Source organism: Sphingobium sp. B7D2B (genome assembly GCF_025961895.1).
Taxonomy (GTDB): Bacteria; Pseudomonadota; Alphaproteobacteria; order Sphingomonadales; family Sphingomonadaceae; genus Sphingobium.
Genome location: NZ_JAOQOM010000001.1, coordinates 2,073,466 through 2,099,976, shown reverse-complemented (window position 1 = coordinate 2,099,976; position 26,511 = coordinate 2,073,466). Strand labels below are relative to the sequence as shown.

General features: G+C 63.1%; 20 protein-coding genes. 4 read left to right on the top strand and 16 right to left on the bottom strand.

Going from position 1 to position 26,511, the window contains the following annotated elements; genetic code table 11:
- Window positions 1-6: 6 nt before the first annotated feature.
- Window positions 7-2,292 carry an arylsulfatase gene (locus M2341_RS09580; RefSeq protein ID WP_264585070.1) on the bottom strand — a complete coding sequence of 762 codons (2,286 nt, stop codon included), beginning with the start codon at window positions 2,290-2,292 and terminating at the stop codon, window positions 7-9.
- A gap of 183 nt (window positions 2,293-2,475) precedes the next feature.
- Entirely contained in the window at window positions 2,476-4,836 is a 2,361-nt protein-coding gene (locus tag M2341_RS09575; protein ID WP_264585069.1) for a TonB-dependent receptor, read from the bottom strand.
- A 138-nt stretch (window positions 4,837-4,974) separates the two neighbouring features.
- Here M2341_RS09575 and M2341_RS09570 point away from each other — a divergent pair, with 138 nt between their 5' ends.
- Window positions 4,975-5,862 carry a LysR family transcriptional regulator gene (locus M2341_RS09570; RefSeq protein WP_264585068.1) on the top strand — a complete coding sequence of 296 codons (888 nt, stop codon included), beginning with the start codon at window positions 4,975-4,977 and terminating at the stop codon, window positions 5,860-5,862.
- A gap of 21 nt (window positions 5,863-5,883) precedes the next feature.
- On the opposite strand, the gene M2341_RS09565 is transcribed toward M2341_RS09570, so the two are convergent.
- From M2341_RS09565 to M2341_RS09545, 5 genes are all read right to left on the bottom strand, one after another.
- A complete protein-coding gene (locus M2341_RS09565; RefSeq protein WP_319801050.1) occupies window positions 5,884-6,798 on the bottom strand; it encodes a cation diffusion facilitator family transporter in 915 nt (304 codons plus the stop codon).
- Between the two features lie 205 nt (window positions 6,799-7,003).
- Complete coding sequence (locus tag M2341_RS09560) at window positions 7,004-8,083, bottom strand: amidohydrolase family protein (protein ID WP_264575756.1); 1,080 nt, start codon at window positions 8,081-8,083, stop codon at window positions 7,004-7,006.
- Between the two features lie 14 nt (window positions 8,084-8,097).
- Entirely contained in the window at window positions 8,098-11,223 is a 3,126-nt protein-coding gene (locus M2341_RS09555; protein ID WP_264585067.1) for a TonB-dependent receptor domain-containing protein, read from the bottom strand.
- Window positions 11,224-11,279: 56 nt separating this feature from the next.
- On the bottom strand, window positions 11,280-12,323 hold the full coding sequence (locus tag M2341_RS09550) for a FecR family protein (protein ID WP_264585066.1): 1,044 nt from the start codon (window positions 12,321-12,323) through the stop codon (window positions 11,280-11,282).
- Entirely contained in the window at window positions 12,320-12,796 is a 477-nt protein-coding gene (locus M2341_RS09545) for an RNA polymerase sigma factor (protein WP_181561417.1), read from the bottom strand. Before M2341_RS09545 ends, M2341_RS09550 begins: the two co-directional genes overlap by 4 nt.
- Window positions 12,797-13,028: 232 nt before the next feature.
- On the opposite strand from M2341_RS09545, the gene mazG reads away from it, so the two are divergent.
- Window positions 13,029-13,793 (top strand): nucleoside triphosphate pyrophosphohydrolase, encoded by a 765-nt coding sequence (mazG, locus tag M2341_RS09540; protein WP_264585065.1) that lies wholly within the window; start codon window positions 13,029-13,031, stop codon window positions 13,791-13,793.
- A 9-nt stretch (window positions 13,794-13,802) separates the two neighbouring features.
- Here the strand turns inward: mazG and hflX are convergent, their stop codons facing one another.
- The 7 genes from hflX to dusB form a co-directional block, all read right to left on the bottom strand.
- Complete coding sequence (hflX, locus tag M2341_RS09535) at window positions 13,803-15,131, bottom strand: GTPase HflX (RefSeq protein ID WP_264585064.1); 1,329 nt, start codon at window positions 15,129-15,131, stop codon at window positions 13,803-13,805.
- A 44-nt stretch (window positions 15,132-15,175) separates the two neighbouring features.
- Window positions 15,176-15,664 carry an RNA chaperone Hfq gene (gene hfq / locus M2341_RS09530; RefSeq protein ID WP_264570320.1) on the bottom strand — a complete coding sequence of 163 codons (489 nt, stop codon included), beginning with the start codon at window positions 15,662-15,664 and terminating at the stop codon, window positions 15,176-15,178.
- 150 nt (window positions 15,665-15,814) lie between these two features.
- Complete coding sequence (locus M2341_RS09525; RefSeq protein ID WP_264585063.1) at window positions 15,815-17,185, bottom strand: sigma-54-dependent transcriptional regulator; 1,371 nt, start codon at window positions 17,183-17,185, stop codon at window positions 15,815-15,817.
- 12 nt (window positions 17,186-17,197) lie between these two features.
- Entirely contained in the window at window positions 17,198-19,450 is a 2,253-nt protein-coding gene (locus M2341_RS09520; RefSeq protein ID WP_264585062.1) for an ATP-binding protein, read from the bottom strand.
- A 98-nt stretch (window positions 19,451-19,548) separates the two neighbouring features.
- Window positions 19,549-21,003, bottom strand: coding sequence for a nitrogen regulation protein NR(I) (ntrC, locus tag M2341_RS09515; RefSeq protein ID WP_264585061.1), 1,455 nt, complete (start codon window positions 21,001-21,003; stop codon window positions 19,549-19,551).
- On the bottom strand, window positions 21,000-22,121 hold the full coding sequence (locus M2341_RS09510) for a two-component system sensor histidine kinase NtrB (RefSeq protein WP_264585060.1): 1,122 nt from the start codon (window positions 22,119-22,121) through the stop codon (window positions 21,000-21,002). Before M2341_RS09510 ends, ntrC begins: the two co-directional genes overlap by 4 nt.
- Window positions 22,111-23,145: a tRNA dihydrouridine synthase DusB gene (gene dusB, locus M2341_RS09505; RefSeq protein WP_264585059.1), complete on the bottom strand. Its 1,035-nt coding sequence runs from the start codon at window positions 23,143-23,145 to the stop codon at window positions 22,111-22,113. Before dusB ends, M2341_RS09510 begins: the two co-directional genes overlap by 11 nt.
- Before the next feature lie 84 nt (window positions 23,146-23,229).
- Here dusB and M2341_RS09500 point away from each other — a divergent pair, with 84 nt between their 5' ends.
- Both M2341_RS09500 and M2341_RS09495 read left to right on the top strand, forming a co-directional pair.
- Window positions 23,230-24,435: a bifunctional 2-C-methyl-D-erythritol 4-phosphate cytidylyltransferase/2-C-methyl-D-erythritol 2,4-cyclodiphosphate synthase gene (locus tag M2341_RS09500; protein WP_264585058.1), complete on the top strand. Its 1,206-nt coding sequence runs from the start codon at window positions 23,230-23,232 to the stop codon at window positions 24,433-24,435.
- A gap of 105 nt (window positions 24,436-24,540) precedes the next feature.
- The gene (locus M2341_RS09495; protein ID WP_264575765.1) at window positions 24,541-25,080 is read left to right on the top strand and encodes a CinA family protein; all 540 of its coding nucleotides are present in this window, start codon (window positions 24,541-24,543) and stop codon (window positions 25,078-25,080) included.
- Here M2341_RS09495 and M2341_RS09490 read toward each other — a convergent pair.
- Window positions 25,026-25,502 carry a type II toxin-antitoxin system RatA family toxin gene (locus M2341_RS09490; RefSeq protein ID WP_181559680.1) on the bottom strand — a complete coding sequence of 159 codons (477 nt, stop codon included), beginning with the start codon at window positions 25,500-25,502 and terminating at the stop codon, window positions 25,026-25,028. The two genes, M2341_RS09495 and M2341_RS09490, sit on opposite strands and share 55 nt — an antisense overlap.
- Window positions 25,503-25,508: 6 nt before the next feature.
- Window positions 25,509-26,447 (bottom strand): lipoyl synthase, encoded by a 939-nt coding sequence (gene lipA, locus M2341_RS09485; RefSeq protein WP_264572844.1) that lies wholly within the window; start codon window positions 26,445-26,447, stop codon window positions 25,509-25,511.
- Window positions 26,448-26,511: the final 64 nt, after the last annotated feature.

The window sequence follows — 26,511 nt, the reverse complement described above, 5'->3', positions numbered from 1 at the left end:
CCTGGTTTACCGGGCGTTCTTGCTGATCGTGACGGATGCGATGTCGCAGGTGCAGCGGCTTGCGATTGGCGCCACGGACGGAGTGTAGGAGAGCGGCGCCGTACCGGCGCGCCCGATATAGGCATCGCCACGGCCGCGGAGAGCCTGGCTGACCGCCGTGGACGCGGCCTCGGCGCCATCGACACTGAGCCGTACGGTAGTGCCGCCTGCGGGGACGGGTTCGAAATCTACCGCAATCTTGTAACGCCCCGCTGGCAGCGCCTCTCGGGGAGAAATCTCCACCGGCGTCCCGGCACTGCCGGGATTCACGATGAAGGTGGGGCGCCCTGCGTTCAGCACCAGCGCCATGCCGCCAAAATGGTCCCCCTGCACGTAGATCGGCCCGCTGGAGCTTGGGCCCGCAGTCGATACGTCGGCAGTCACGGTCCAGCCGGCCGCGATCGTCGGGAAGGCGTAGTTGGTGTAGCGCGTATCGCCGGGATAGTAAGTAAAGCTGGTCCTCTGCCCGAGCAAAGACGGCCGGAACTGCGGAGCCATCCGCGTATGAAGGTCGGCATTCAGGGGGTAGACCGCGTATCGACGCGCGGCGGCGTCGAAATCCGCTTTGAGCTCTTCCAGTTTCGCCGGATGTTGGGAGGAGACATCCTCCGTCTGGGACCAGTCGCTCCGAAGGTTGTAGAGCGCCCATTTGAAATCGGCCGGCTGCGTCTTGGCTGCCCCATCCCACGGGGCCCGGCCCGGCAGGGTCGATGCCATCCAGCCATCCTTGTAATAGGCCCGGTTGCCCAGCATCTCGAAATATTGCTCGCGATGCCGCTCTGGCGCCGCCGCGTCGCTGAACGTGTAGAGAAAGCTCGTCCCATCAATCGGCTGCTGCTGGACGCCGTTCACGACGTCGGGCGCGGAGACGCCTGCGGCCTCGAAAATGGTCGGCGCGACGTCGATGACGTGGGTGAATTGCTGGCGGATCGCCCCGCCCTTCTTGATGCCCGCCGGCCAGCTCACCACCATCCCATCGCGCAGGCCGCCCAGATGCGATGCGACGCGCTTGCCCCACTGGAACGGCGCGTTGGTCGCCCAGGCCCAGCCGGCCGGATAAGCGCCGAAGGATTTGGGGCCACCATAGTCGCCCATCGCGGCAATCAGGTCTTGGTCGGTCGTCGGATTGCCGGCGATCACCCGGAGCAGGTCCGCGCTGCCGCGCAGGTCTTCCTCGCTCGCGCCGTTATCGCCCTGAATGTAGACGACCATGGTATTGTCGAGCTGGCCGTTCCGTCGCAGCGTATCGAGCACGCGCCCGATCTGAAAATCGAAGAAAGCAAGCTGCGCTGCCGCCACTTCCATCTGCTTTGCGTAGGCGCGCTGAACCTCGGGGCTGACCTGATCCCAGGCCGGAATTTGCTCCGGGCGCGGAGAGAGTTGAGCGTTGGCCGGAATGATGCCCTGCCGTTTCTGCCGCTCGAACGTCTGCTGGCGCAGCACATCCCATCCCTGATCGAACTGGCCCCTGAAGCGCGCGATCCACTCGGGCGGTGCCTGATGCGGCGCATGGGTTGAGCCAGAGGCGAAATAGGCGAAGAAGGGATGCTCCGGCCGCAGGTTATGCTGCACGTCAATCCAGTGGATAAGCTTGTCGGCAAGATCCCGATCCAGAATATAATCGGGGTCCTCTGGCGCCCGCACGGTGTTGCGGTTCTCGATCAACGCTGGATTGAATTGATCAGCATAGGGCGCGTTGAACCCATAGAAATAATCGAATCCCATGCCGTTGGGCCAATTGTCGAACGGCCCGACCGGGGCGTTCTCCCAAACGGGCGTATTGTGATTTTTGCCGACAAAGCTGGTGTCATACCCGTTCAACTTGAGCACTTGTGCGATAGTCGCCGCGCTCTTGGGAATGACAGACGTGTAGCCGGGCGCATCGAGCGACACATCGGCAATCGATCCGCTTCCCACCGCATGATGATTGCGCCCGGTCAGGAGTGCGGCGCGGGTCGGGGAGCACATCGCGGTCGTGTGGAAGGCATTGTAGCGCAGTCCGCTCTGCGCCAGGGCATCGAAGGCCGGCGTGGGGACAGGTCCGCCAAAGGTCGAGGCCGCGCCGAAGCCGACATCGTCGGTCATGATTAGCAGCACATTGGGTGCGTCCTTGGGAGCGACCGGCTCCTTGGGATAGGCCTGCCATGTTTGCGCCGGCTCATCGGCCGCGACGGCCGGCACCGGTTGCATGGTCAGGACCGGCAATGAGGCGACAAGGAGAGAGAAGCGGAGCTTGGCAGAACGGGGTGACATTGGGGCAGTCCTCTTATTCTGGCTCACGCATCCCGCGCGCAGCGAACTCTCACTTTCCGGGCCGGCGCTTCTTCCGGATCGTGATCGTCAGGCCCCATTGTGAATGTTGTGCCGGCGATCAGTTGCATCAGGGAACCCTCATATTCCCTGCCGCCCGGCGCGTGTCCGGGCGGCAGGAACCGATCAGAACGCCCGCCTGACGGTGAGCGACCATTCACGCGGCGCGCCGGGCGTCCCGATGACGAGGCCGATCGGCAGGCGTGTCTTGTTCTGGTAGTAGAATTTGTCGGTAAGGTTGGTCACGGCGAGCGAGACCTTCCAATCCTCATCGGCGGACTGCCAGGTCAGTCGACCATTCAGCATCGTATAGGCCGGCACCAGGGACGCCGGGTTATTGTCCGAATTGGTGTAGAAGGACGACTGATAGGCGAGATCGAGGCGCGGAGTCAGCGTGCCCGCGTTCCCGACGAGGATCTCATATTGCGCACCGGCGCTGACTTTCCACTCGGTCACGAAAGGCGCGATCGAATTGAGCGTGATGCCGGCAATCGTGGCGCCCGCCGCGCCCAGCTTCGTGAGCTGGAAATCGAGGTAGCTGACACTGCCGTCGAACGACAGACCACGGAGCGGATTAACGGTCAGTTCCGCCTCGAACCCCTTGAACCGGGCGTCGCCGGCATTGGTGGGGGTTGCGTTCTGCGGTGTCAGGACAACCCCGTTCACAACGGTTGGCGCCGTGTTCGAGAAGATGATGTCCTTGTAATTGTTGATGAAGGCAGACGCATTCAACCGCACAGCACGATTCAGCAGATCGCTCTTGAAGCCGATTTCATAAGCTTCCAGCGATTCGGGATTGAACGGCACCACCTGCTGAATGACGAACGGCCGCGGATTGACGCCACCACCGCGGAAGCCCGTGGAATATTGCGCGAACACCATCAGATCGTCGGTCAGGCGATAATCGATATTGGCGCGATAATCCCAGCGCTTGCCGCTGTAACTGCCCACCGCACCGTCGATCAGGCGCTGTGCGGTATAGCTCACCTGGCTCGTGTTGAACGGGTTGAAGCGACGGAAGTTATAGTCCTTCTTGTCGTCAGTGTAGCGAATACCGCCGGTCAGGTTGAGGCGATCCGCGAGATGCGCCGTGACATGGGCAAATCCGGAAACGCTGCGTGCCGGAATGGTGTCATCCGAATAGAAAACGGAAGAGGTCGCAGCCCCCGGCGCAATGATGCTGCCGCCTTCGATATAGCTGGTGGCCTTGTAATAATAGCCGCCCAGCGTCCAATCCAGCAGCCCCGAAATGCTCGTGCCATTGAGGCGCAGTTCCTGGGTGAACTGGTGGTGGGTATTGGTGATGTTGTTGGTGTTGATGCCATAGGGCGTCGTGTCAAAATCCGTGCCATAGCGGCCGGATATGCTTTGATACGAGGTGATCGACTTCAGAGCCAGATCAGGGCCGAGCTTCCAGTCGATCGAACCAGAGACTTCCCAGGTGCGAAGACGCGTATTGGGCTGCCACACGACCGTATTGTGGCTGCCGCCGGCATCGGTGAATGCGGGCGTCGTGTAATTGGCGTAGTTTGTGTACGATTCCGGCCCGGTGATGAAAACGTTGCGGTTGGTGATGCCGGGCGTCAGCGTCGGCGCCACCGTAATCGCGAGCAGCTTGGTTGCGCTCGGCTCTGAATCGTCCACCAAACGGCTGGCCGCCACATTGACCTCGATGTCGTCACTGGCGATCCAGCGCATAGCGACACGCCCGGCGGTGTACTTCGTGCCGCCTTCCTGTCCGATCACGCAATCTTTGCCAACCGCGGCAGAGGCCGTGAACACGCCGTTAGTCGGGTAGACGCAGCCGAAATCCAGCCGGTCGAGATAACCCTTCTTGCTGCGCGTGGCGCCCGATACACGCACGAAGAGCCGGTCCGGCACGAGCGCGAAATCGCCTGCACCGCGCAAGTCGAGGCGGTCGAAGCTCCCCGTCGTCGCCTCGATGAAGCCGCCTTCGCCCGAGGGTTTCTTGGTGAAGAGCTTGACCGCGCCGCCGATGGAGTTCTTGCCCGCCAGCGTTCCCTGCGGCCCGCGCAGGATCTCCACGCGCTCGAGATCGAGCAGGTCCAGCTGAGACCCGAAAACCGTGCCATGATAGACATCGTCGACATACAGGCCGACGCCCGGCTCATAAGCGAAGTTGGTATCCGCCTGTCCGACACCGCGCACATAGATCGCCGCGCCAGGGCCGAAGGCCGAGGTCGTCGGCTTCAAGACGACGTTGGGCGCGCTGTTCGTAAGATCAGTGACGGTGTTATAGCTGCGCGACTCCATCATCGCGCTATCCATCGCGGTAATGGCGATCGGCGTGTCCTGAAGACGCTGCGAGCGGAACTGGGCGGTCACCACAATATCGCCGACGCCCCCATCGGCCTCCTGCGCGCTATTGTCGATTGTGGCTGGTCCCTGTGCCATAACAGGCGTGACGGCAGATAATGCGACGGCCGCAACGCTGGCACGTGCGAGCAAAGTGCGAATCTTGGACATGATTCCTCCCCCTTATAAACATTGATCCGTCCGCTGTTGCGGGACGGTTGATCGTCAGTTCGGTGGAAATCGCTTGAGAAGCAACGTACCGGAGGGCTATCACCGTGATAACCAATTGGTTATCGGCACGGTGTGGGTATGGCGACGACGAGACAACTCGAGATTTTTCTGGCGGTGGTGGAGGCTGGCGGATTCCGCCGGGCTGCGGATAAGCTCGACATCAGTGAAGCCTCCGTCAGCAAGCAGATAAAAGCTCTGGAGCGCGCGTGCGGGGCGGCCCTCTTCGACCGCGCCGCTGGAAAATCGCCGGAGCTCACGAGCGGCGGTCAGCGCACGCTGAAATTCGCGAACGAAACCCTTCAGCTTAAAAAGCAAATCCAATCGCCAAAATTAAACGCAGGCATCGAAGAGGATCTGGAATTTATAACGAGACCTTATTTCTTCGAAACATTCGTGAAGCCTAAAATAAAAATTATCAATGAAGCCGTTTATCCGAGCAAATTACGGTTGACGATTCTTGAATCGACAACGGAGATCGTGAATCGTCTCTCCACAAATCACAGTGCATTCTGCATCGCGAGATTATATGTTCAGCAGAACGATCAGGTGAATTTTCATTATATCAAAAAGTCTCTAGCCTCGGTCTATGTTCCTACGAACATTTATAAAATGTGCGTGGATGGAAAAATAAACATCGACGATTTGCCTTATGTAACTCCGAGCTCCAATCATGGCGTCAACGAGATTTGCATCAAGGAAATTCAATCCCGTGAATTTAATCACAACATAATCCAGTCTCAGGTTTTTTCAGACCAGATTATTGCGGAAGCTATCGAAAGGGGCGCGAAGACGTTCCTGCTCGATCATCACGCCCGCTCTGCCGTTGAGAGTGGTGACATCGTGAAATTATCTCATGAAGAAACGACCTTCTGGATTACGTTCGTCTGCAGCAAGAAAAGCTCGGACGATATCCAAAAGAGAGTTTTGAGCTCGATCAGGAAAGTCTTTGATCAGGAGGTGTTCTAAGTCGGTCGGGGCGTCGCATTCTCATCCGTGCCGATGCTCTTCCGCGCAGGTAAGATCGGGCGCTTCGGTCTGCACCGTCACGTGGTGAATGGCGAAGCGCGATGCTATGGCCTTGGTCACCGCCATGCGGACGGCATCTGCCCGCCCCTCCCCGCTCAGGGTGACATGACAGGTGCAGCTGATGTCATCGTTCGACATCGACCAGACATGGAGATCATGGACACCGGCGACACCGGGCACATCAGCGATAACGCGGCGGACCTCGCCCAGATCGAGCCCTTGGGGCGTGCCTTCCAGTAGGATGTTGGTCGTATCGCGCAGGAGGACCCATGTCCGCGGCAACACCCACAGGCCGATCGCGATCGCCACGGCCGGGTCAATCCATGTCGCCCCGGTGAGGCGGATGGCTATGGCACCCGCGATTACGCCGATCGAGCCGATCATGTCGGCCCAGACCTCCAGATAAGCCCCTTTCACGTTGAGGCTCTTGTCCTTGCCGGCCGAGAGCAGCCGCATCGAGACGAGGTTCACCACCAGCCCGATCACCGCCACAATCATCATGCCCAGGGACTGCGTCTCCTGCGGCGCGTTGAAGCGCGAGATCGCTTCGGTGAAGACATAGATTGCGATCATGAAGAGTAGAACCGCGTTGAAGGCGGCCGCCAGAATCTCGAACCTTCGATAGCCGAACGTCCGCTTGTCATCGGCGGGCCTGCGGCCGATGCGGATGGCTAGCAGCGCGATCCCCAGAGCTGCCACGTCCGTCAACATGTGCGCTGCGTCGGACAGCAGGGCGAGGCTGTTGAAGACGAATGCGCCCACCACCTCCGCGACGAGATAGATCGAGGTGAGGATGAGAGCCAGGATCAGCATCCGGGCGCTGGCTCCGGCGGTATGATCATGGGCGTGCCCACCACCGTGATGATCATGCGCCATGTCGGACTCCTTCCATCGCCAGCTTGTGGGCTTTCTCTGCCTACGCCATCCGTGCGCCGTAGCGCGCATATAATGTCGGCAAAACGAACAAGCTCAGCAAGGTTGCCGATATGGGGTCGCCAGGCCAGCCCGCCCGCGCCCAAAAAAACAGGCCGCACCAACCCACTGGTGCGGCCTGCCCTGTTTTTGCTTTCGCCGCGGTGGCTCAGATCTTGAAAAGCTGCTGCGCGTTGGTGCCCAGGATCTTGTCCCGCTGCACCGGCGGCAGCGCGCTGACCCTTGCCTTCACGCCGACCATGTCCTGAATGGAGAAGGGATAGTCCGAGCCGTAGAGCACCCGGTCCTCGCCCACTTGCTTCACAAGAAATTCGAGCGTGGGCTGGTCGTAGACGATAGCGTCATACCAGAACTTGCGGAAATAGGCGCTCGGTGGCTTGTTGACGAGCCGGCGGCTGGTGGTGTTCTCCCACATCTTGTCCATCCGCGCGATGAGATAGGGCAGCGTGCCGCCGCCGTGGCAGGCGATCAGCTTTAACCCTTCGAACTTGTCCATGAAGCCGGTGAGGATGAAGCGCGCATACACCAGCGCAGTGTCGCTGGTGAAGCCGATGGTGTTGGCAAGGCCGAAAGATTCCACGCCCCACTTCTTGATGTCGACCATCGGCACCGTCGGGTGAATGAACGCCGGCAGGCCGGATTCCTCCACCGCCTTCCAGACCGGATGGAAATGCTCATTGTCCGGCAGCATGCCGACCATGTTGGTGATCAGGCAGAGGCCAGCGGCGCCCATGCCGCGCACGCGGGCGAGTTCCTCGATGGCGGCGTCGGGATATTGCCAGGGCAGCGAGGCCATCCATTTGATGCGGCCGGGATATTTCTTCTCCGCCGCCGCGAAGTCGTCATTCACCTCGCGCGCGGTCTGGATCGCAACCTCGCGCGTGCTCCAGAACACGTTCGGCGCCGTAAGGCTGATGATCGCGATATCGACCCCTGCCTTGTCCATTGCGGCGATGCGCATGTCGAGATCGGTCATATCCGGCGCCAACCGCACGATCGGCGCGCCACGATAGGAGATCGTTTCGTCCGGCTTGGTCGGGAGGAGGCTCGTGTCCGCATCCGGGTGCTTGCGCAGCATTTCCACCCAGCGCGGGGTGAAATTGTGGGTGTGAACGTCGATGACAGGCACTTTCGCGCCGCCGCGTCGCTGTGCGCCGGCACTGCCGGCCATAGCAGCAAGGCCGAGGCCCGCCGCGCCGGTCAGAATATCTCTGCGTTCCAGGGTCATCTCTTTCTCTCCTCTTAAAATTTCAGACGCACGCCGGCGCGGTAGCTGCGGCCGGTCTGGTCAAAGAAAACAGGGTTGGTCACCGAGTTGCCCGGCGCGATGGGCGGGGCCGTATCAAACAGATTATTGATCGCGGCATAGATCTGCATCGTGGAATCCCCTGCCCCACCGATGGTGTAGCGCAGCGAGAGATTGAAGGTCAGCATGTCGTCGACGACATTATTGTTGATGCTGTTGGCCAGGGTGTTGCTGTAATTGGGATCGTCCGGCCCGATCAGGCTCGCATCGTAGCTGCCCTTGGGAATGTAGTGCCCCTGCACCGTGGCACCGAACGGTCCCTTCTCGAAGGTGAAGGTCCCATCCAGCGTGTATTTCGGCACGCCGATCGGGCCGCCGACCTGACGGCCGGTCTGCCCAGCGCGGTCCAGAGACCCGGTGGCATCGACCTGGATCAGATCGAACACGCGGGTCGCCAGCAGGTTGATGGCGACGCGGTTATCGGCCCCGAAGCGCTTCGAGAAATCCAGCTCGAAGTCGATGCCGCGAGTCTTGATCTGGTTGACGTTGAGATACTGGTCCACCACGTCCGTGATCAGGCCGCTCGGGCCGGTGTCGCGCGTGATCAGCGCGCAATAGCTGGCCCCGCCCGCATTACAGCGATCCGTGATCACCTGCGCGCCGACGAGATCGATCGCGTCGCGGATCTTGATATCGTAATAATCCGCGGAGAAGCGCAGGCCCGGGATCATCCGCGGCTGAAGCACGACGCCGGCGGTGGTGGTGTCCGCAATTTCCGGCCGCAGTGCTTGGTTGCCGCCACGGAACACGCGGGCAAGCACCTGACTGCTGTTCGATATGTCGAAGATGGAGCCTTGGGAGGCGACCAGCGGCGTGTAGAGTTCGGCGGCGTTGGGCGCCCGGATGTCACGCGACCGCGTGCCACGAAAGCGCACGCCCTCGACCGGCTCGTATATGCCACCGAGCTTCCAGGTCGTCACAGAGCCGCTGGTGCTGTAATTCGTGCGGCGGATCGCCCCGTTGAACTCGAGCAGTTCTATGCCGGGCATGTCGCGGAGCAGCGGAACGACGGTTTCCGCATAGCCTTCCACGATGTTGATCGTTTCCGGCCCGAAGGACGAGGCGTTTGCGATGTAAAAGCCGTTGGTCAGCGAGATCGGGTCTGCCGTGCCGCTCACACGCTCGCTGCGATACTCGCCGCCCACCGCGATGGAAACCGGGCCGGAGCCGAAGTCGAACAGATCGCCCCGCAGGTTGGCGGCGACCACATGCTGCTGAAAGCGCGTGCGCTGCTCGGAAGTGCCGAAGCTGTAGGCGCGCGCCGCCTCCGAGAAGCGATACTGGCCGAACAGGTTGAGCGGCTGACAGCCCGTCGCGGCCGCGCGGACCGCAGCATTGGGGCTGAGGGTCGCACGGCACACGATATTGCCATTGTCTACGCCGGTGCGGAACCGGCCTTCGTCCACGGCATCCAGCGCCCGCGTGAAGTTGGCGGTGATGCGGTTGTTCTCGACGATCTGGCTCGCGTCGGTCTGGCCGAATTGATAATAGGCATCCGCCTTCCAACCATTGCCCAGATCGGCATCGAAACCGCCGACGATGCGGAAGGTCTTGGTGACATTGTCGCCGACGGCCACGCCAAGGTCCTGCCCGACGCGCCCGAAGGTGAGCGTCTGCGCGCCAAGCGTGGTCATCTGATTGACGATCGACCGCGGCAGATAGGGGTTGTCGCGATTGATGGTCAGATTGGTGTCGCGGGTCTGCGCGCCCGGCGTGATGACGCGCACCCGGCCATAGGACACATCGATGAACGGCGTCACCGCGCCCATTTCATATTCGGTGCGCCCGTACAGCGCATATCGCTCCACAGGCACTTTCAGGACGCCGGCGGACCGGAAGGCGTTTTGCCCCTGCCCGCTCCCGCCCTGCATGAACAGCGTGGCATATTGGCCGCGCACGAACGGAACCGGGTTGCCTGCATCATCGAACTGGATCGTCGCCAGCGCGGTCGGGGCGTTGATCTTGCCGGCGTAGGTCTGCGTCGCCGTGCGCACGTTCGGGCTGATGATCCGCGCCGCCTGGCCGTTGGTGCGGTAGGCGGTGTTGGTCAGAACCTGCCATTCCTGCGCGCACAGATCGTAGCTGTAGCAGCCGCCCATGCCGCGATTATTGTTATACTCGCCGCCGATGATGACGTGGCCGCGTCCACCGGCAAAGCTGGTGCCCGCTGCGGCGGCAATCAGCTGATCGCTATCCTCGCCTCGCTCGGAGATGCCAGCCTGCACATTGACCCGGAAGCCCTGCAGCTTCTTGTCGAGGATGAAGTTCACGACGCCGGCGACGGCATCCGAGCCATAGGCCGCCGAGGCACCGCCCGTCACGAGCTCGACGCGATTGATGAGGATGCCGGGAATGAGATTGGTGTCGACAGCGCCGGCAATCGTGCTGGGCACGAACCTGCGCCCGTCGACCAGAACCAGCGAGCGCTGCGCGCCCAAACCGCGAAGATCGACCGTGCGGGCACCACCGGCGCCGATGGTCACGCCGGAGGTGGTTGGCGAGGTCGTGGCGCGAAAGGCCGGAAGCTGGGCAAGCGCCTCACCGACGCTGGCCGCCGAGGTATTCGCCAGGCGCTCGCTGCCGAGCTGCGTGACAGGCGTCGGCGCGGTAAAGCCGGAACGGGCGATACGCGAGCCGGTGACGACAATCGCATCGCCCTCTTCGGCCTCCGGCGCCGGCTCTGCCTGAGCCATAGCTTGCGGCGCAGGCGCGGCGGGCGCTGGTGCAGCCATGGCGGCGGCAGGCCGAGGTTCCATGCGCACGACGGTGAAGCCGCTGCCGCGCTCCAGCGGCTGCAGCGGCGCGCTTCCTAGCAGCCGGGCCAGCGCTTCCTTGGGCTCATACTGCCCCTTGATCGGCACCGAAGGGCCATAGCCCGTGGACGAGGCGGAGAAGACGATCGACGTGCCGCTTTGCAGCCCGAACGTCCGCAGGGCTGATGGCAGAGGCTGCGATGGAATATCGAAATCGACCGGCTTGGCCTGCGCCGCCGAAGCGACCAGCGCGGTCGCCGCCGCGCCGAGCATCAAGGCGCCGCGCGTGTTGAAACCAGACATGAACATGAAAATCCCCTCACCTGTTTTTAGACTTCTCTACCTGATGAGGCGGTTCGCGCGATTTACCTCAGTCGTGCGTTCAGATTTCTTTCACGGGCGATGTCCAGCAACCGGTATTCCCCGTCGGAAACCCGCGTCCACCGGGCCACGCCCATGGCATCAATGGCCGAAAGAAATGTGGAGACGTCGCCGGCGCGGAGCACGGCACTCATCCGCCGCTCGGCAATGGCGGGCGTGCCAATGAGGATCTTGGCCGGGAGATAGCGATTCATCTCGGCCACGATGTCGCCGAGCCGGGCCTCGTCGAAAATCAGGACACCCTCCCGCCAGCGCGAGACGTTGCGCAGATCGACCGGGGCGAGTGTCCAATTGCCGTCCCCCGCGACGAGGCGGTAGCCCGGGCGCATAAAGACGGTCGACGCCGTGTCCGACTTTGTCTTGAGGCCCTGCACGACGACATGGCCCTCCATGAGCGTCAGCTCGACACTGCGCTCGACGAGATTGACGTCGAACTGGGTGCCGAGCGCCTTGATCCGCTCACCACCGGCCATCACGACGAAGGGCCGCTCGCGATCTTTCGCCACCGCAAAGTTGGCGCGACCGCTCAGCAGCTCGATGCGCCGGGTCGTCTCCCCCATGCTCGCCTTGAGCGCGCTGCTCGCATCGAGGAATACCTTGCTACCATCGGGCAGGACGATCGCCGACGTCTTGCCCTCCGGCGTTTCGTAATAGGCTGTGACGACGGAGGCTCGCTGCTCTCTGCTGGTGGGGAGCAGATCGAGCGCAACGACGGCTGTCACGGCACCAGTGAGCAGCAGGCCAAGAGCCGCCGCGATGGCGAGCCGGCGTTTGCCCCGAGGCGCCTGGCGCGCCTCTTCGCGCAAGGCCATGATTTCCGGATGAGAGCGGAGGCGGTCGAGCTCGAGAAACTGGGCGACCAGTGCGTCATAGTCGCGGCGGTTCTCGTCGCGTTCTGCCAGCCAACGCTCGAACTGGCGAACCTCTTGCGGAGGCAATGTCCCTGAGCGCACACGGGCCACCCATCCGGGGGCATCCACGGGGGTCGGCCGGTCGGCGACCCGAACGAGGCGAGGCAGAAACTTCATTCCGTCCCCCTGGCATTGTCGTGCAATGCTTTCAAAGCCTGCATGATGTGCTTTTCGACCGCGCTTGCCGAGATGCCCAGATGCGCGGCGATCCGGGCGTAGGTCATCTCCTCGAAGCGATGAAGAACGAACACCTGCTGGGTGCGCGGAGGCAGCGTGCGGATCACCTCCAGAGCGGCGGTGAGGCTTTGCTGCCCGATCAGGATGCGTTCTGGCGAGAAGGGATCGATCTGATCCGGCACCTCTTCGTCGGCATAGCGCAACTGGGCATTTTTATGATGCCGCCGCGCCAGCACATGGGAGGCGATGGTGAAGAGATAGCCCTGCACATTCTCGATTTCCGCGCTTTTCTGGCGGCTGTGCAGATTGGCCAGGACTTCCTGCACGAGATCCTCGACCTCGCCAATGGGCACCCGTTTGCTGAAATAGCGATGCAAAGCGCGCCGGTGCAGCGACACGCGTTCGTCATCCAAAACAGGTACGGATTTATCCTGCACCTATGCCATCTCCGTGAGAGGTCCATTTGTTCTGTTTTCTATGAGCGCCGTTACCCGGGATTCCTCAGCGCATTCATAAAAAAAGAAAATTCGGGTCCACTTTTAAGGTGGCTCCCTGCCCGATGGCGGCTCTGTCCGGTCGACGCTGGAGTTTGGACATCGACCTGTCTACCGTCTTGCGAGCTTTCCTATCGTGACGGAACCTTCATTGAGCAAGACACCCGCAGACATCGCACCGCTCCAGGACATCATGGCGCGGCTTCGCAATCCGGATGATGGCTGCCCGTGGGATGTCGCCCAGACCTTCGCCACGATCGCGCCTTACACGATCGAGGAGGCCTATGAGGTTGCCGACGCCATCGAGTCCGGCGATATGGCGGCGCTCAAGGATGAACTGGGCGATCTGCTGTTTCAGGTCGTGTTTCACAGCCAGATGGCTTCGGAGCAACAGGTCTTCGATCTTTCCGATGTCATCTCCGCGATTTGCGAGAAGATGTTGCGGCGCCATCCACATGTGTTTGCGGCGCCGGGGTCGGTCTCGCCCGGTTGGGATGAGATCAAGGCTGCAGAGCGCGCCGGCAAGCCCTCGGAGGACCGCTCAGCCTTGTCCGGCGTTGCCCTCTCCCTGCCCGCGCTCTCGCGTGCGGAGAAAATCCAGAACCGTGCCGCGCGCGTCGGGTTTGATTGGGATGACATCGCAGATGTGCACGCCAAGGTGCTGGAAGAGCTGGAGGAGGTCGAACAGGCCACCGGGCAGGCCGAGCTTGAGGACGAGATCGGTGACCTGTTGTTCGCGGTCGTCAATCTCGCGCGGCATCATCATGTCGATCCCGAGACCGCGCTCCGCCGGGCCAGCGGGAAGTTCGAGCGGCGGTTCCGCGCCATGGAAGCCGATGCGGGCGAGGCATTTCCAGGCTTGTCTCTCGATGAGAAGGAAGCGCTCTGGCAGAAGGTCAAGCGCGCCGAGCGTTGAGAGCGAGCCTCAGGCGATCAGTCCGGCCTGGTCGCCGTGCAGGCGCACGAAGCGATCATAATCGGCCGGCTCCATCCGCACAGAGACGTGGATGGTGACTTCGCCCCCATCGGCCTCTGCCGTTTCGGACAGCACTTCGCCATGGGCATGAAGCCAGGCAAGCGCCGCGCCTTCGCGCCCGCTCAGATCGAACTCGTAGCGCCGATGGCTCTTGCCGAGGATATCGGAAAGGCGCCGGCGTAGCGCCTCGATCCCCTCGCCCGTCAGCGCGGAAACAAGGGCGACATCGGGCTCATGCTCGGCCCGGTTGCGGATCGCGGCCTGATGGTCGGGATCGTCGATAAGATCGACCTTGTTCCAGACTTCCAGCACCGGCACGGCGCTATCTACGGGCGCATCGTCGTCCTCACTGGCGACGGCCCCCAGATCGGCCAGCACGTCCAGCACATCGGCTTTCTGCGCGTCGCTGTCAGGGTGCGCGATATCACGCACATGGAGGATGAGATCGGCGGAGAGCACCTCTTCCAGGGTGGCGCGGAACGCTGCGACGAGCTGGTGCGGCAGGTCCGATACGAAGCCCACCGTATCCGACAGAATAGCCTTGTCGATGCCGGGAAGGCTGATTTGCCGCATCGTGGGGTCGAGCGTGGCGAACAGCATGTCCTGCGCGACCACAGCCGATCCGGTCAGGCGATTGAACAGGGTCGATTTGCCAGCATTGGTATAGCCGGCGAGCGCAATCACCGGCCAGGGGGCGCGCTGGCGCCGGGCACGATGGAGCCCACGGGTTCGCGTGACCTGCTCAAGCTCGCGCCGGATGCGGGCCATGCGATCGCGGATCATCCGCCGGTCGGCCTCGATCTGCGTTTCGCCGGGGCCGCCAAGAAAGCCAAAGCCGCCGCGCTGCCGCTCAAGGTGGGTCCAGCTGCGCACGAGCCGGCCGGCCTGATAATCGAGATGCGCCAGCTCGACCTGCAGTCGCCCCTCGACCGTGGCGGCGCGCTCGCCGAAAATCTCCAGGATAAGGCCGGTGCGGTCGATGACCTTGGCGGCGCAATTCTTCTCTAGATTGCTCTGCTGGACGGGCGTCAGATTATTATCGACCACGATAAGCTCGGCCCGCTCACGCACGGCGAGCGCGGCGATCTCTTCCACCTGCCCGGAGCCGAACAGCGTGGCCGGGCGGGATTGTCGCACGCGGAACGCCGCGGTCCCGCACACGTCCAGTCCGATGGCGAGCGCGAGGCCTTTGGCTTCCTTCAGCCGGGCCGAGACGTCCCGCCGCTGGCGTCGCCCGAGATCGGCGTGGACCACGATGGCCCGCGTTCCACGCGTCACTTCTTCCTGATCGAGATGAAAACTAATGGGTCATCCCCATCTGTTCAGTCCTCATCTTCATCATTTTCGCCCGAGAGATCGAGCGGATGGGTGGGCTGAACGGTCGAGATGGCATGCTTGTAGACGAGTTGCACGAGACCATCGCGCTGGAGCAACATGCAGAACAGGTCATAAGCCGCGATCTCGCCCTGAAGCATCACGCCGTTGACCAGAAACATAGTCACCGGGTCGCCGGACTTATGGACCGCCGATAGGAAAATTTCCTGCAAAAGCTTCGGCTTGCGCTCATTTGATGAGAAGGCGGATTCAATCTTGGCGAGATCCATCGGATGCGCAGGCATGACCGTGGAAATGGCGTGCTTGTAGACCAGTTGGGTTTGACCGTCCCGCCGAAGCAGGACCGAGAAATTATCAAACCAGGTGACGATGCCCTGAAGCTTGACGCCCTTGACCAGAAACATGGTCACCGGGGTCTTGCTCTTGCGAAGGCTGTTGAGAAATATGTCCTGTAAGTTATTGAGTTTTTCGGCCATTTTCTACTCCATTATTGGCGGCTCGCTGTCCGCGTCGCGCTCTGTCAAAGCGTCGATATGCCCCATGAGTGGGGTGACTGGTGCACGCTATGTGATTCCCAGGGAGAAATCCAGCCCCGGTCTGTTGCGCTGCACAAAGGTTCTGAGTGCTCAACTATCGCGTTCATCTCCCAAGCCAAGCGACTTCAGCTTGCGGTGCAAGGCCGACCGCTCCATGCCAATAAACGCAGCGGTCCGCGAAATGTTGCCGGAAAAGCGCTTGATTTGGATGCGCAGATACTCCCGCTCGAAATTCTCGCGCGCTTCCCGCAGCGGCGCCCCCATGATCGCGGTGGACATGCCGCTGTCGTCGCCGCCGCCAGTGGCCTCCGCCGGCAGCATCTCCAGCTCGATGACGCCGCCCGAATTCATCGGCGCCAGAATGACGGTGCGCTCCACGACATTGCGGAGCTGGCGGACATTGCCCGGCCAATCAGCCGATTGCAGGGCGGCCATCGCATTGGGCGCCATGTTCGGCGAGGCCATGCCGCGCTCGGCGGCAAAGCGCGCCAGATAATGCTCGACCAGCCCAGGAATGTCGTCCCGCCGTTCTGCCAGCGGTGGCAGGGTGAGCGGCACGACGTTGAGCCGGTAATAGAGATCTTCCCGGAACCGCCGCTCGGCAATCTCTTCCTTGAGATCACGGGCCGTGGATGAGATGACCCGGATGTCGACCTTAACCTGCCGCTGGCCGCCGATGCGCGTAAAGCTTTGGTCGGTCAGCACCCGCAGGATCTTGCCCTGCGTGGTGAGGGGCATGTCCGCGATTTCGTCGAGGAACAATGTGCCGCCATGGGCCTGCTCCAGCAGGCCGGGCCGGATCACCCCGTCCGAACCCTCAACGCCGAACAGCGCTTCTTCGGCGCGCTCCGGCTCGATCCGCGCCGCCGTGACGATCACGAACGGACCGCTCGCCCGGGTCGACCAATTGTGGAGCATCCGCGCCGCCACTTCCTTGCCGACGCCGGCCGGTCCGGTAATCAGCACCCGGCTGCCGGTGCCGGCGACCTTCTTGATCGTGGCACGCACCGTGTTGATCGCATTGCTGGTGCCGGTCAGTTCCTCTTCCTGTCCGAAGCGCGCGCGCAGCACCTGATTTTCCCGGCGCAGGCGCTCGGTTTCCGTCGCCCGGTTGACGATGTGAAGAAGCTGGTCGGATTCAAACGGCTTCTCGATGAAATCGACCGCCCCGCGCCGGATCGCCGCGACGGCCGTATCGATATTGCCATGGCCCGAGATCATCAGCACCGGAATGCTGGGGTCTCGCTCCTTGATGATGTCGAGCAGTTCGAGGCCATCCAGCTTTGACCCCTGCAGCCACACGTCCAGCAACACCAGCGATGGGCGCCGCGCGGCAAGCGCTTCCAACGTCTCGTCACTATTGGCGGCTAGGCGCGTCTCGAACCCCTCATCCTCGAGGACACCCGCGACCAGTTCCCGGATATCGGCTTCGTCATCGACGATCAGAACATCAAGCGCCATTCAACGTCTCTTTCATATTGTCTCGGCCCTCTCGTCGCCCTCTGCGAGGCGCGACAGCCGTTCCACGTCGAAGCGGAGAGTCACGACCGTGCCTCCGCTTTCGGCATCGCCGAAGGTGATGGAGCCGAAATGCTCCTCGACGATCTTCTTCACGATCGCGAGCCCAAGGCCAGTGCCCTTGGCGCGCGTCGTCATATAGGGTTCGATGATCCGCTCGCGCTGCTCCGGTAGGCCGATGCCGTCGTCGGTCACGGAAATGGCGAGCTGCCCTTCCTCACGCAGCACGAGCATCCTCACATGGCCATGCTGGGCATTGGCGGGCTGTTGATCGCCCTCCCCCTTAGGCGCGTCCGCAAGATGCCGCTGCTCGATGGCCTCGACCGCGTTCTTGACGATATTGGTCAGCGCCTGGCCGATCTGCCGGCGATCGCAGACCAAGGCCGGGTCGGCTTCCTCGCTGGCGAAGGTGAAGGTAATCTCGGGGTGCGCGACCTCATGCAGGAACATCGCATGGCGGGCGATGTCGATCACCGCTTCCTCCCGGAAGACCGGCTTGGGCATGCGCGCGAATGAGGTGAACTCATCGACAATACGGCGCAGATCGCCGACCTGTCGCACGATCGTCTCGGTCAGGCGGCGGAAGGTGCTGGGATCGGACTCGATCTCCTTGCCATAGCGCCGCTGCAGCCGCTCTGCGGCGAGCTGGATCGGGGTCAGCGGATTCTTGATTTCATGGGCGATGCGGCGGGCGACATCCGACCAGGCGGCGCGGCGCTGATCGAGCAATTGCTCGGTAATATCATCGAAGGTCAGCACCTGATTGCCATCCTCGACCACGACGCGGACGGCCAGCGTTCGCACTTCACCCCGGGCGCGGATCTGGATGATGTCGGCACCGGTGCCGGCCTCCATCAGCGCTGCCAACTCCTCGGAGACGTCGGCAAGCCGTTGGCCCACCGCCTGTTCGCCGGGGCGCACGAGCAGACCCGCTGCCGAGCTGTTCAGGATCTGGATGGTCCCGTCGCGGTCGACGGAGACCACGCCCGCGCTGACACCGGATAGCACGGCCTCGATCAGCGCCCTACGATCGGCGAGCTGATTATTGGCCGAGACGAGCGCGCCGGTCTGCGCCTCCAGTCGCTGGGTCATCCGGTTGAACGCGCTTGCCAGCGTGCCCAACTCGTCGCGGGAATGGGAATCGGTGACCCGCGCCGAAAGATCGCCTGCCGTCACACGCCGGGCGGCATCCACCAGTTCTCCCACCGGTCGAACGAGTCGATCCGCCACGGCCAGCGCAATCCAAACCGCCGTGCCGACCAACATCAAAGTGCCGATGAACAACGCGATGTTGAAGCGCAGCTGCAACTGTCGGGACCGGGCGGCAAACTCATCATAATCGGCGAGCACGGCCTGTGCGCGCTCCATCTCGCTGAAGGCGGAGACGGCCGAATCGCGGGTGGCGTAGAGGAATGTGTTGGACTCGGGATAGAGCAGCACAAAGGCTTCGATCTGGTTGGGCTTGGCCTGTACCACGACGGGCTGGCCATTGCGCAAATCGCGGATGATCTCCGGCGTCAGCATATCCGTGGCCGTCTGCCGTTCCGGATCGACCGTCGCTGCCGTCCGCGCGACGCCATCCTTGCCGATCTCGATGATCGCTGAGCGGTTCAGTTTCCGCGTGACCACCTGATAGATATAACCCTCCGCGAAGGACGGGCTGGAAATGCTTGATTGGGAGAGATAATTGCGCAGGTCTCCCGCCATCGTCACGGTCTCGTCGCTCAACTCCTTGAGGTTGGACTGATAATAGCCGCGCGCAAGATCGGAGGCGTTCTGGAGCATGCCGCGCGCATCAGCCGAGAACCAGAACTGCACGCCATATTGGAAGAGCAGCGAGGCAAAGATCACCACCAGCAGCAGCGGCAGACTCGCGATCACCGAGAACAGGGCGACGAGGCGGACGTGCAGACGCCCATTGCCGCCCACGAGGCTGCGATTGGCGCGCCGCCGGGCGATCCTCTGGCCGAGCAGAACGAGCAGCAGAATGGCCGGCAGAAGATTGAGGACCAGCAGCAGCGCCACCACGGCGGCGCTGAGCAATGTGTCATCATCCTGGGGACGCGTGACCAACCACCAGGTGAACCCCGCCGTGGCGACAAAGACCCCCGCTGTGAGCGGAACAGCCAGACGACTGAGCCGCTGCCAGATGCGCAACGGCCGCGACGGATCGCTCACATTGTCCAGCACGGTCGATCTTTGATCCATCGTGGCACCGATACAACATCGGCGTGGCGGAGCAAACACGCTTAACACGCGACGGTGGAAGTTACGGCGCTGGCCGGCCCCGGTCTATCGCACCGCAATCAGCGATGGCGCAGCGGCATGGTGGGGTCGATATCATAGTGATTGAGCTTCTTTCGCAAGGTGTTGCGATTGAGCCCCAGTGTGGCCGCTGCCCGGATTTGATTGCCATCCATTGCGGCAAGCACTTCGCTCAAGAGCACAGGTTCGATGACGTCGAGCAGCCGGTCGTAAAGCTCGCAGGGGCTGGCATTGCCGCCGACCGCGAGGTGATCCCGCGCCCAGCGCCGCGCCGCTTCCGCCAGATCGGCGGCGCTGCTGTCGGCCGGGTCGCCCACGCTGTCCTGCACGCGCAGCACCTGCCGGACATGCTGGACCTGAATTTCCTGATCGCGCGTGAGCACGGTCAAGCGCTTCATCAGGTTCTGGAGTTCGCGCACATTGCCGGGCCAATCATAGCGCTCGAGCAGCGCTGCGGCCTGCTCGGAGAGCAGCTTGCTCGGCAACCCCTCGAAGACCGCCTGATCGAGGAAATGCCGTGCGAGGATCGCGACATCACCCGTTCGCTCGCGCAGCGCCGGCAGGCGAATCGGCACGACGTTGAGCCGGTAGAACAGGTCTTCGCGGAACCGGCCTTCGCTGATCAGCGTCGGCAGATCCTGATTGGTGGCGGCGATGATACGCACGTTGACCCGCACCGGCCTTGTCCCGCCCACCGTCGTGATTTCGCCGGACTGGAGCACCCGCAGCAGCCGCGTCTGCGCATCCATCGGCATGTCGCCGATCTCGTCGAGAAACAGCGTGCCGCGCTCGGCCTGCTCGAACCGGCCCGCCGTTCGGGCGAAGGCCCCCGTAAACGCGCCCTTTTCGTATCCGAACAGCTCCGCCTCGATCAGCTCGCGGGGAATGGCGGCCATGTTGATCGCCACGAAGGGTTCATTGCGGCGCGGCCCCAGGCTGTGGATCGCCTCGGCCACCAGTTCTTTGCCGGTGCCGGATTCGCCTAAAACCAGAATGTTGAGATCATTGCCCACCACCCGCGCGATGGTGCGATAGACCTCCTGCATCTGCGGCGAGCGCCCGATAAGGGGCAGGCCGTCGTCCGTGCCCTCACCAGCCGCGGGTTCCGCCAGCTTGCCCTTGGCCCGAACACTGAGGGCTTCGGCTACCGCGCGGCTAAGCTCATTCAGATCGAACGGCTTGGGCAGATATTCAAATGCCCCCTGCCCCGTGGCGCGTACGGCCGTGTTGAGCGTGTTCTGCGCCGAGAGGATGATGACCTTGAGGTCAGGCTCGGAAGCCAGAATATTGCCGACATCATCGAGACCATCGCCGTCCGGCAGGATCACGTCGGTAATCAGCACATCGGGCGTGAAGCTCGCCAGCGCCTCATGGCGCTCGGCTATCGAGCCGGCGGTGCGGATGATGTGGCCTTGCCGCTTGAGCGCCTCGCTGACGACCATGCAGATCGCCGGATCGTCATCGACCACCAGAACCTTGCCGGTCAGGCGCGTCATAGGCTCCCTCCCATGGGCAGGAGAACCCGGAAGATCGACCGCCCGGCCACCTTGTCCCGCTCATACTGCACCAGGCCGTTCATATCGCGCACCAGCTTGTCGACCAGCGCTAGGCCAAGGCCCTGTCCGCTGCGCTTATTGGAAATGAACGGATTGAACAGCACATCGCGAATATTGTCCGGCACGCCGGGGCCGTTGTCGATCACCTGGATCTCGATCTGAAGCGGTGCGGCGCCCTTGCCGCGCGCGCCCATCACCGACAGGCCATGGCGATAGGCCGTCGCGACCTGAACCGCGCCATCCGCCATGCCGTCCACGGCCTCCACCGCATTCTTGACCAGATTGAGCATGATCTGCACCAGCGCATCGCCATTCACCTGTGCGAACGGGAGAGAAGGGTCATAGGTGCGGGTGATCGTGCAATTGCGGGCGAACCCAGCGCACGCCAGTTCCACGGCCCGGTCGAGCAGCGGATAGATATTCTCCGGCCGGCATTCGAGCGGCTGGTTGCTGGTGAAGTGCTGCATCCGGTCGATCAGGGCGGCGATGCGGTCCACCTCGTCGCAGATCAACTTGGTGAGCGGACGGGTTGCCTCCCCGGCATCGCCCTCCAGCAATTGCGCCGCGCCGCGAATGCCCGAAAGCGGGTTCTTGATCTCATGGGCGAGCATCGCGGCCGCGCCGGTCGCCGAGCGCACGCCCATGGATGTGCGCCGCGTGCCGAGTGCCTGCGACTGGCCATGGACATGCAGGGCGACGATCCGCCAGCGATCGTCCTCCAGCAGCGGATGAATGAGAATATCCATCTCCAGCGCTTCATTCCGCCCGGCATGGACCTGAATATCATAGGCAGACAGCGGCTTGTCCGTCATCCAGATCGCCGCATCGACGCGTGGATCGGCAATGCGCAGCACCCGCCCGATAGCACTGCCGACCAGTGCCGAGCGCGCCATGTTGAGCAGATTCTCTGCGCGGGCATTGGCCAGGACGATCCGGCCGTCCGGATCGATCATCAATGTTGCGACCGGATGCGCGGAGACGATTTCGGCGGCGGCAGGCAGGGATCGGGTCGGTGCATTCGCATCCGCCCCAGCCCTGAAATCGGCCTCAGGCGGCATTCCTGGCCTGTTCCGGTTCCTGATCGAGCCGTTCGGGGTGCGTCAGGAACGGCGTGTAGAAGCGCTCCAGCATATCCAGCACGGTCGCGGCATCCGGCACCTGATTGACCATGTTGCGGAACTCGGCCGAGCCGGGCAGGCCCTTGGTGTACCAGCCGAGATGCTTGCGGGCCATGTTGACGCCGGTCGTCTCGCCATAATGGTCCAGCATCGCGCGATAATGCTCGACGATCACGGCATATTGCTCGGCAATGCCGGGGTTCTCGACGGTCCGGCCGCTCACCAGACCCTGTATAACCTGCCCGAGCAGCCACGGCCTGCCATAGGCACCGCGTCCGATCATCACGCCATCGGCGCCGCTCTGCGCCAGCGCGGTGCGCGCGTCGTCGGGCGAGCAGATGTCACCATTCACGATGACGGGCAACTTCACCGCATCCTTGACGCGGCGCACGAACGCCCAGTCCGCGCTGCCCTTGTACATCTGGTTGCGGGTCCGCCCGTGAACCGTAATCAGCTTGGCACCCAAATCCTCGGCGATGCGCGCCAGCTCCGGCGCGTTCAGGCTGTCATGGCACCAACCCATCCGCATCTTGACGGTGACCGGTACATCGACCGCCTTCACGGTCGCCTCGATCAGTCGGGCAGCGAGCGGCAGGTCGCGCATCAGCGCCGAGCCGGCATCGCCATTCACGACCTTCTTGACCGGGCAACCCATGTTGATGTCGATGATGGCCGCGCCGCGGTCGGCATTGAGCTTGGCTGCCTCAGCCATTTCAGCGGGCTGGCAGCCGGCGAGCTGAAGCGACACCGGTTCCTCGACCGGGTGCCAGGCGGCCTTCTGCAGCGATTGCCGCGTCTCGCGGATCATCGCGGGCGAGGCGATCATTTCGGTGACGTTGAGGCCCGATCCATAGCGCCGCACGAGCGTGCGGAACGGCATGTCAGTCACGCCCGTCATGGGCGCAAGAACGACCGGTGTCTCGATCCGCACGGGACCGATCTGGATGGGTTTGAGCAGCGTCATGACCGGAATGTTGCCTAAAAAACAGGCAGCCCTTACCGCGAATGACGCTGGCGGGCAAGCAAGCCGTGCGCTAAGCGCCCCTCCATGCCCGATCAAGCCCCTCGCGCAGGCCTGTCAGCCGCAATTTTGCTCGCTGCCGGTGCCGGCGTGCGCACCGGTCACGAGACCCCCAAGCAGGTGCGAACGCTCGCCGGCAAGCCGGTTGTGGCCCATGCGCTGGATGCGTTGCGCGCCCATCCCGGCGTGGGCCCTGTGGCGCTCGTCGTGATGCCGGGCAGCGAGGATGCGATGCGTAGCCTGCTGGGCCACCGCGCGGAAAGTCTGGCGATCGTTGCAGGTGGCAGCAGCCGGCGCCTCTCCGTTCTCGCCGGTCTCGAGGCGTTGGCCCGCAGCGAGCCCGGTGCAGCCCATGTTCTCGTTCATGACAGCGCCCGACCGCTGCTTCCGGTTGCCGTTATCGACCGACTGCTCAAAGCACTGGTCGATGGCGCCCGATGCGTGGTTCCGGTACTCCCGGTGGTCGACACACTGGTGCGCTCCGGCGGCGACGAGGCCGGCCAAGTGGTCGACCGATCGACCCTCGCACGGGTGCAGACCCCGCAGGGCTTCGATTTTGCCGCGCTCATGGCTGCCCATCAGCATTGGTCAGGGCCGGAGCCGACCGACGACGCCCAGATGTTGCGGCGCGCGGGCATCGACGTGGCACTGGTGCCAGGCGACAGCGCGCTTGAGAAGATCACGGGACCGGGCGATCATGAACGGATGGAGCGAATATTGACGGTCGGCATGAGCACACGCGTGGGCATGGGTTTCGATGTGCATCGCCTCATGGAAGGCGAAGACCTTTGGCTGTGCGGCGTACAAGTCCCACATAGTCACGGCCTGTCCGGTCACAGCGATGCCGACGTGGCGATTCACGCGCTGGTCGATGCAATGCTCGGCGCGCTGGCCGAGGGGGATATCGGTAGCCATTTCCCGCCCAGCGATCCGCAATGGAAGGGCGCGGCTTCGGATCGGTTCCTCGCCTTCGCCTGCGATCGCGTCTTGGCGCGTGGCGGGCAGATCGAGCATGTCGACGTGACGATCATCTGCGAGGCGCCCAAGATCGGGCCGCATCGCGGGACGATGCGCGCCCGCTTGGCGGAGATCATGATGTTGCAGGAAGCCCGGATCAGCGTGAAGGCCACCACGACCGAGCGACTGGGGCTGACCGGCCGCGGCGAGGGCATCGCGGCGCAGGCGGTCGTCACCCTGCGCCTGCCGGACGACGATGCTGAAGCGGCATCGTGACGCGGCCCCAAGGCAACCAAATGCGGCCCACCACCGTTCCCGCTCATCAAGGCCGTCATTATTGGCGTTGGCTTTTCACCCCGATGCGATCATGCGTGGACGATTATGAGTGAGTCGACCCTGAACCAAGCCGATGGCGTTCTACCGCCCGAACTCGTTGCCTTGGCCCGCCGCGTTATCGCAGAGAACCGCGCCATTGGCCGCACTGTGGCGGTGGCGGAGAGCTGCACCGGGGGACTCGTCGCGGCTGCATTGACCGAAATTCCGGGCTCGTCCGCCGTGTTCGAGGCAGGCTTCGTCACCTATTCGAACGCGCAGAAGGTCAAATTGCTCGGCGTCAGCGAAGATGTGATCGATGCCTTCGGGGCGGTCTCCATCGCCACCGCTTGGGCGATGGCGCATGGCGCCCTCAACCGGACGGGCGCCGATGTCGCCGTCTCGATCACCGGCGTGGCCGGTCCCGATGGGGGAACGGAGTTGAAGCCGGTCGGGACGGTCGTGTTCGCCCGCGCGGAAAAAGGCATGCAGGATGCCGATGCCGTCGCCGACTTGCGGAAATTCGAGGATGAAGGCCGCGCGAAAGTGCGGCTTCAGGCGGCGCTATGTGCGCTCGAACTGCTGCTGCCCGAGGCATCGGCGCCGTAAAGGGCCGCCGCCCGCTCTTCAAAAGCGCCGATCATCTTGCGCAGCGCCCGGTCGAACACTTGGCCGGCCAGCATCTCGAACATGCGGCTCTTGAACGCGAAATCGACTTCGAAGTCGATCAGCACCCCGCCCTCCCCGTCCGGCCGGAAGCGCCAGTCGTTGGAGAGATGGCGCAACGGCCCGTCGACATAATCCACATGCACATGATGCGGCCGCTCCTTCACGACGCGCGAGGTGAAGGTCTCGCGCAGCCCCTTGAAGCCGACCACCATGTCCGCCAGCATCTCCGTGTCGCTGTTCGAGCGGACCCGCATGGCGCTGACCCAGGGCAGGAACTCCGGATAGGACGCGACGTCAGCCACCAGATCGAACATCTGTTCGGGCGAGTAAGGCAGATGGCGGGTTTCGTTATGCTTGGGCATGGGGGTTCACAGGCTGCTTTTCATCGCGGCTTTGGCGAGCGCGGTTTCGCGCGCGGCGCGCATCTGGGCAAAGTCGTCGCCGGCATGATAGCTTGAGCGGGTCAGCGGGCTGGAAGCGACCTGCAGGAAGCCCTTGGCCCGCGCGATGGCGGCATAAGCCTTGAACGCCTGCGGGGTCACGAACTCCGCGACGGCAGCGTGCTTTGGCGTCGGGCGCAGATACTGGCCCATGGTCAGGAAATCGATATCCGCCGAACGCATGTCGTCCATCACCTGATGGACCTCAAGCCGCTGCTCGCCAAGGCCGAGCATGATGCCGGACTTTGTGAAGATCGAGGGATCGAGGCGCTTCACCGTCTCCAGCAGCCGAAGCGAGGCATAGTAGCGCGCGCCGGGGCGGATCGTGGGATACAGCCGGGGCACCGTCTCGAGATTGTGATTATACACATCCGGCCGCGCCGCGACGATGGCCTCCACGGCGGCCTCATGCTTGTTGCGGAAATCCGGCGTCAGAATTTCGATCGTCGTTTCCGGCGTGGTGCGGCGCAACGCCTCGATCACCTTCACGAACTGCCCTGCCCCGCCATCGGCCAGATCATCGCGGTCCACCGACGTCACGACGATGTGCTCAAGGCCCATTTCGGCGCAGGCATCGGCCAGATTCTGCGGCTCGCGCGGATCGACGGGCCGGGGCATCCCGGTCTTCACATTGCAGAAGGCGCAGGCCCGCGTGCAGGTGTCGCCGAGGATCATCACCGTGGCGTGCTTCTTGGTCCAGCACTCGCCGATATTCGGGCAGGCCGCCTCTTCGCAGACCGTCGCCAGCCCCTTGTCGCGCATCAGCTTGCGTGTGGCTTCGTAACCGGCGCTCACCGGCGCCTTGACGCGGATCCAGTCGGGCTTGCGCGGGCGGAAGCCTGCGGGATCGGACGAGAGATCGTTCATGCCGCCCAGATAGCGACCGCAAAGCCCGCTTGCCAGCCCCCACGATCATCGGCAAAGAAATTGC

Bases quoted from the DNA above. Each gene is read 5' to 3' on its own strand.
- M2341_RS09510 (WP_264585060.1), bottom strand. From the start codon at position 22,121: ATGCCGCCTGAGGCCGATTTCAGGGCTGGGGCGGATGCGAATGCACCG.
- M2341_RS09570 (WP_264585068.1), top strand. From the start codon at position 4,975: ATGGCGACGACGAGACAACTCGAGATTTTTCTGGCGGTGGTGGAGGCT.
- M2341_RS09560 (WP_264575756.1), bottom strand. From the start codon at position 8,083: ATGACCCTGGAACGCAGAGATATTCTGACCGGCGCGGCGGGCCTCGGC.
- lipA (WP_264572844.1), bottom strand. From the start codon at position 26,447: ATGAACGATCTCTCGTCCGATCCCGCAGGCTTCCGCCCGCGCAAGCCC.
- dusB (WP_264585059.1), bottom strand. From the start codon at position 23,145: ATGACGCTGCTCAAACCCATCCAGATCGGTCCCGTGCGGATCGAGACA.
- M2341_RS09500 (WP_264585058.1), top strand. From the start codon at position 23,230: ATGCCCGATCAAGCCCCTCGCGCAGGCCTGTCAGCCGCAATTTTGCTC.
- M2341_RS09495 (WP_264575765.1), top strand. From the start codon at position 24,541: ATGAGTGAGTCGACCCTGAACCAAGCCGATGGCGTTCTACCGCCCGAA.
- ntrC (WP_264585061.1), bottom strand. From the start codon at position 21,003: ATGACGCGCCTGACCGGCAAGGTTCTGGTGGTCGATGACGATCCGGCG.
- M2341_RS09550 (WP_264585066.1), bottom strand. From the start codon at position 12,323: ATGAAGTTTCTGCCTCGCCTCGTTCGGGTCGCCGACCGGCCGACCCCC.
- M2341_RS09580 (WP_264585070.1), bottom strand. From the start codon at position 2,292: ATGTCACCCCGTTCTGCCAAGCTCCGCTTCTCTCTCCTTGTCGCCTCA.
- hfq (WP_264570320.1), bottom strand. From the start codon at position 15,664: ATGGCCGAAAAACTCAATAACTTACAGGACATATTTCTCAACAGCCTT.
- M2341_RS09565 (WP_319801050.1), bottom strand. From the start codon at position 6,798: ATGGCGCATGATCATCACGGTGGTGGGCACGCCCATGATCATACCGCC.
- M2341_RS09490 (WP_181559680.1), bottom strand. From the start codon at position 25,502: ATGCCCAAGCATAACGAAACCCGCCATCTGCCTTACTCGCCCGAACAG.
- M2341_RS09520 (WP_264585062.1), bottom strand. From the start codon at position 19,450: ATGGATCAAAGATCGACCGTGCTGGACAATGTGAGCGATCCGTCGCGG.
- M2341_RS09525 (WP_264585063.1), bottom strand. From the start codon at position 17,185: ATGGCGCTTGATGTTCTGATCGTCGATGACGAAGCCGATATCCGGGAA.
- M2341_RS09555 (WP_264585067.1), bottom strand. From the start codon at position 11,223: ATGTTCATGTCTGGTTTCAACACGCGCGGCGCCTTGATGCTCGGCGCG.
- M2341_RS09575 (WP_264585069.1), bottom strand. From the start codon at position 4,836: ATGTCCAAGATTCGCACTTTGCTCGCACGTGCCAGCGTTGCGGCCGTC.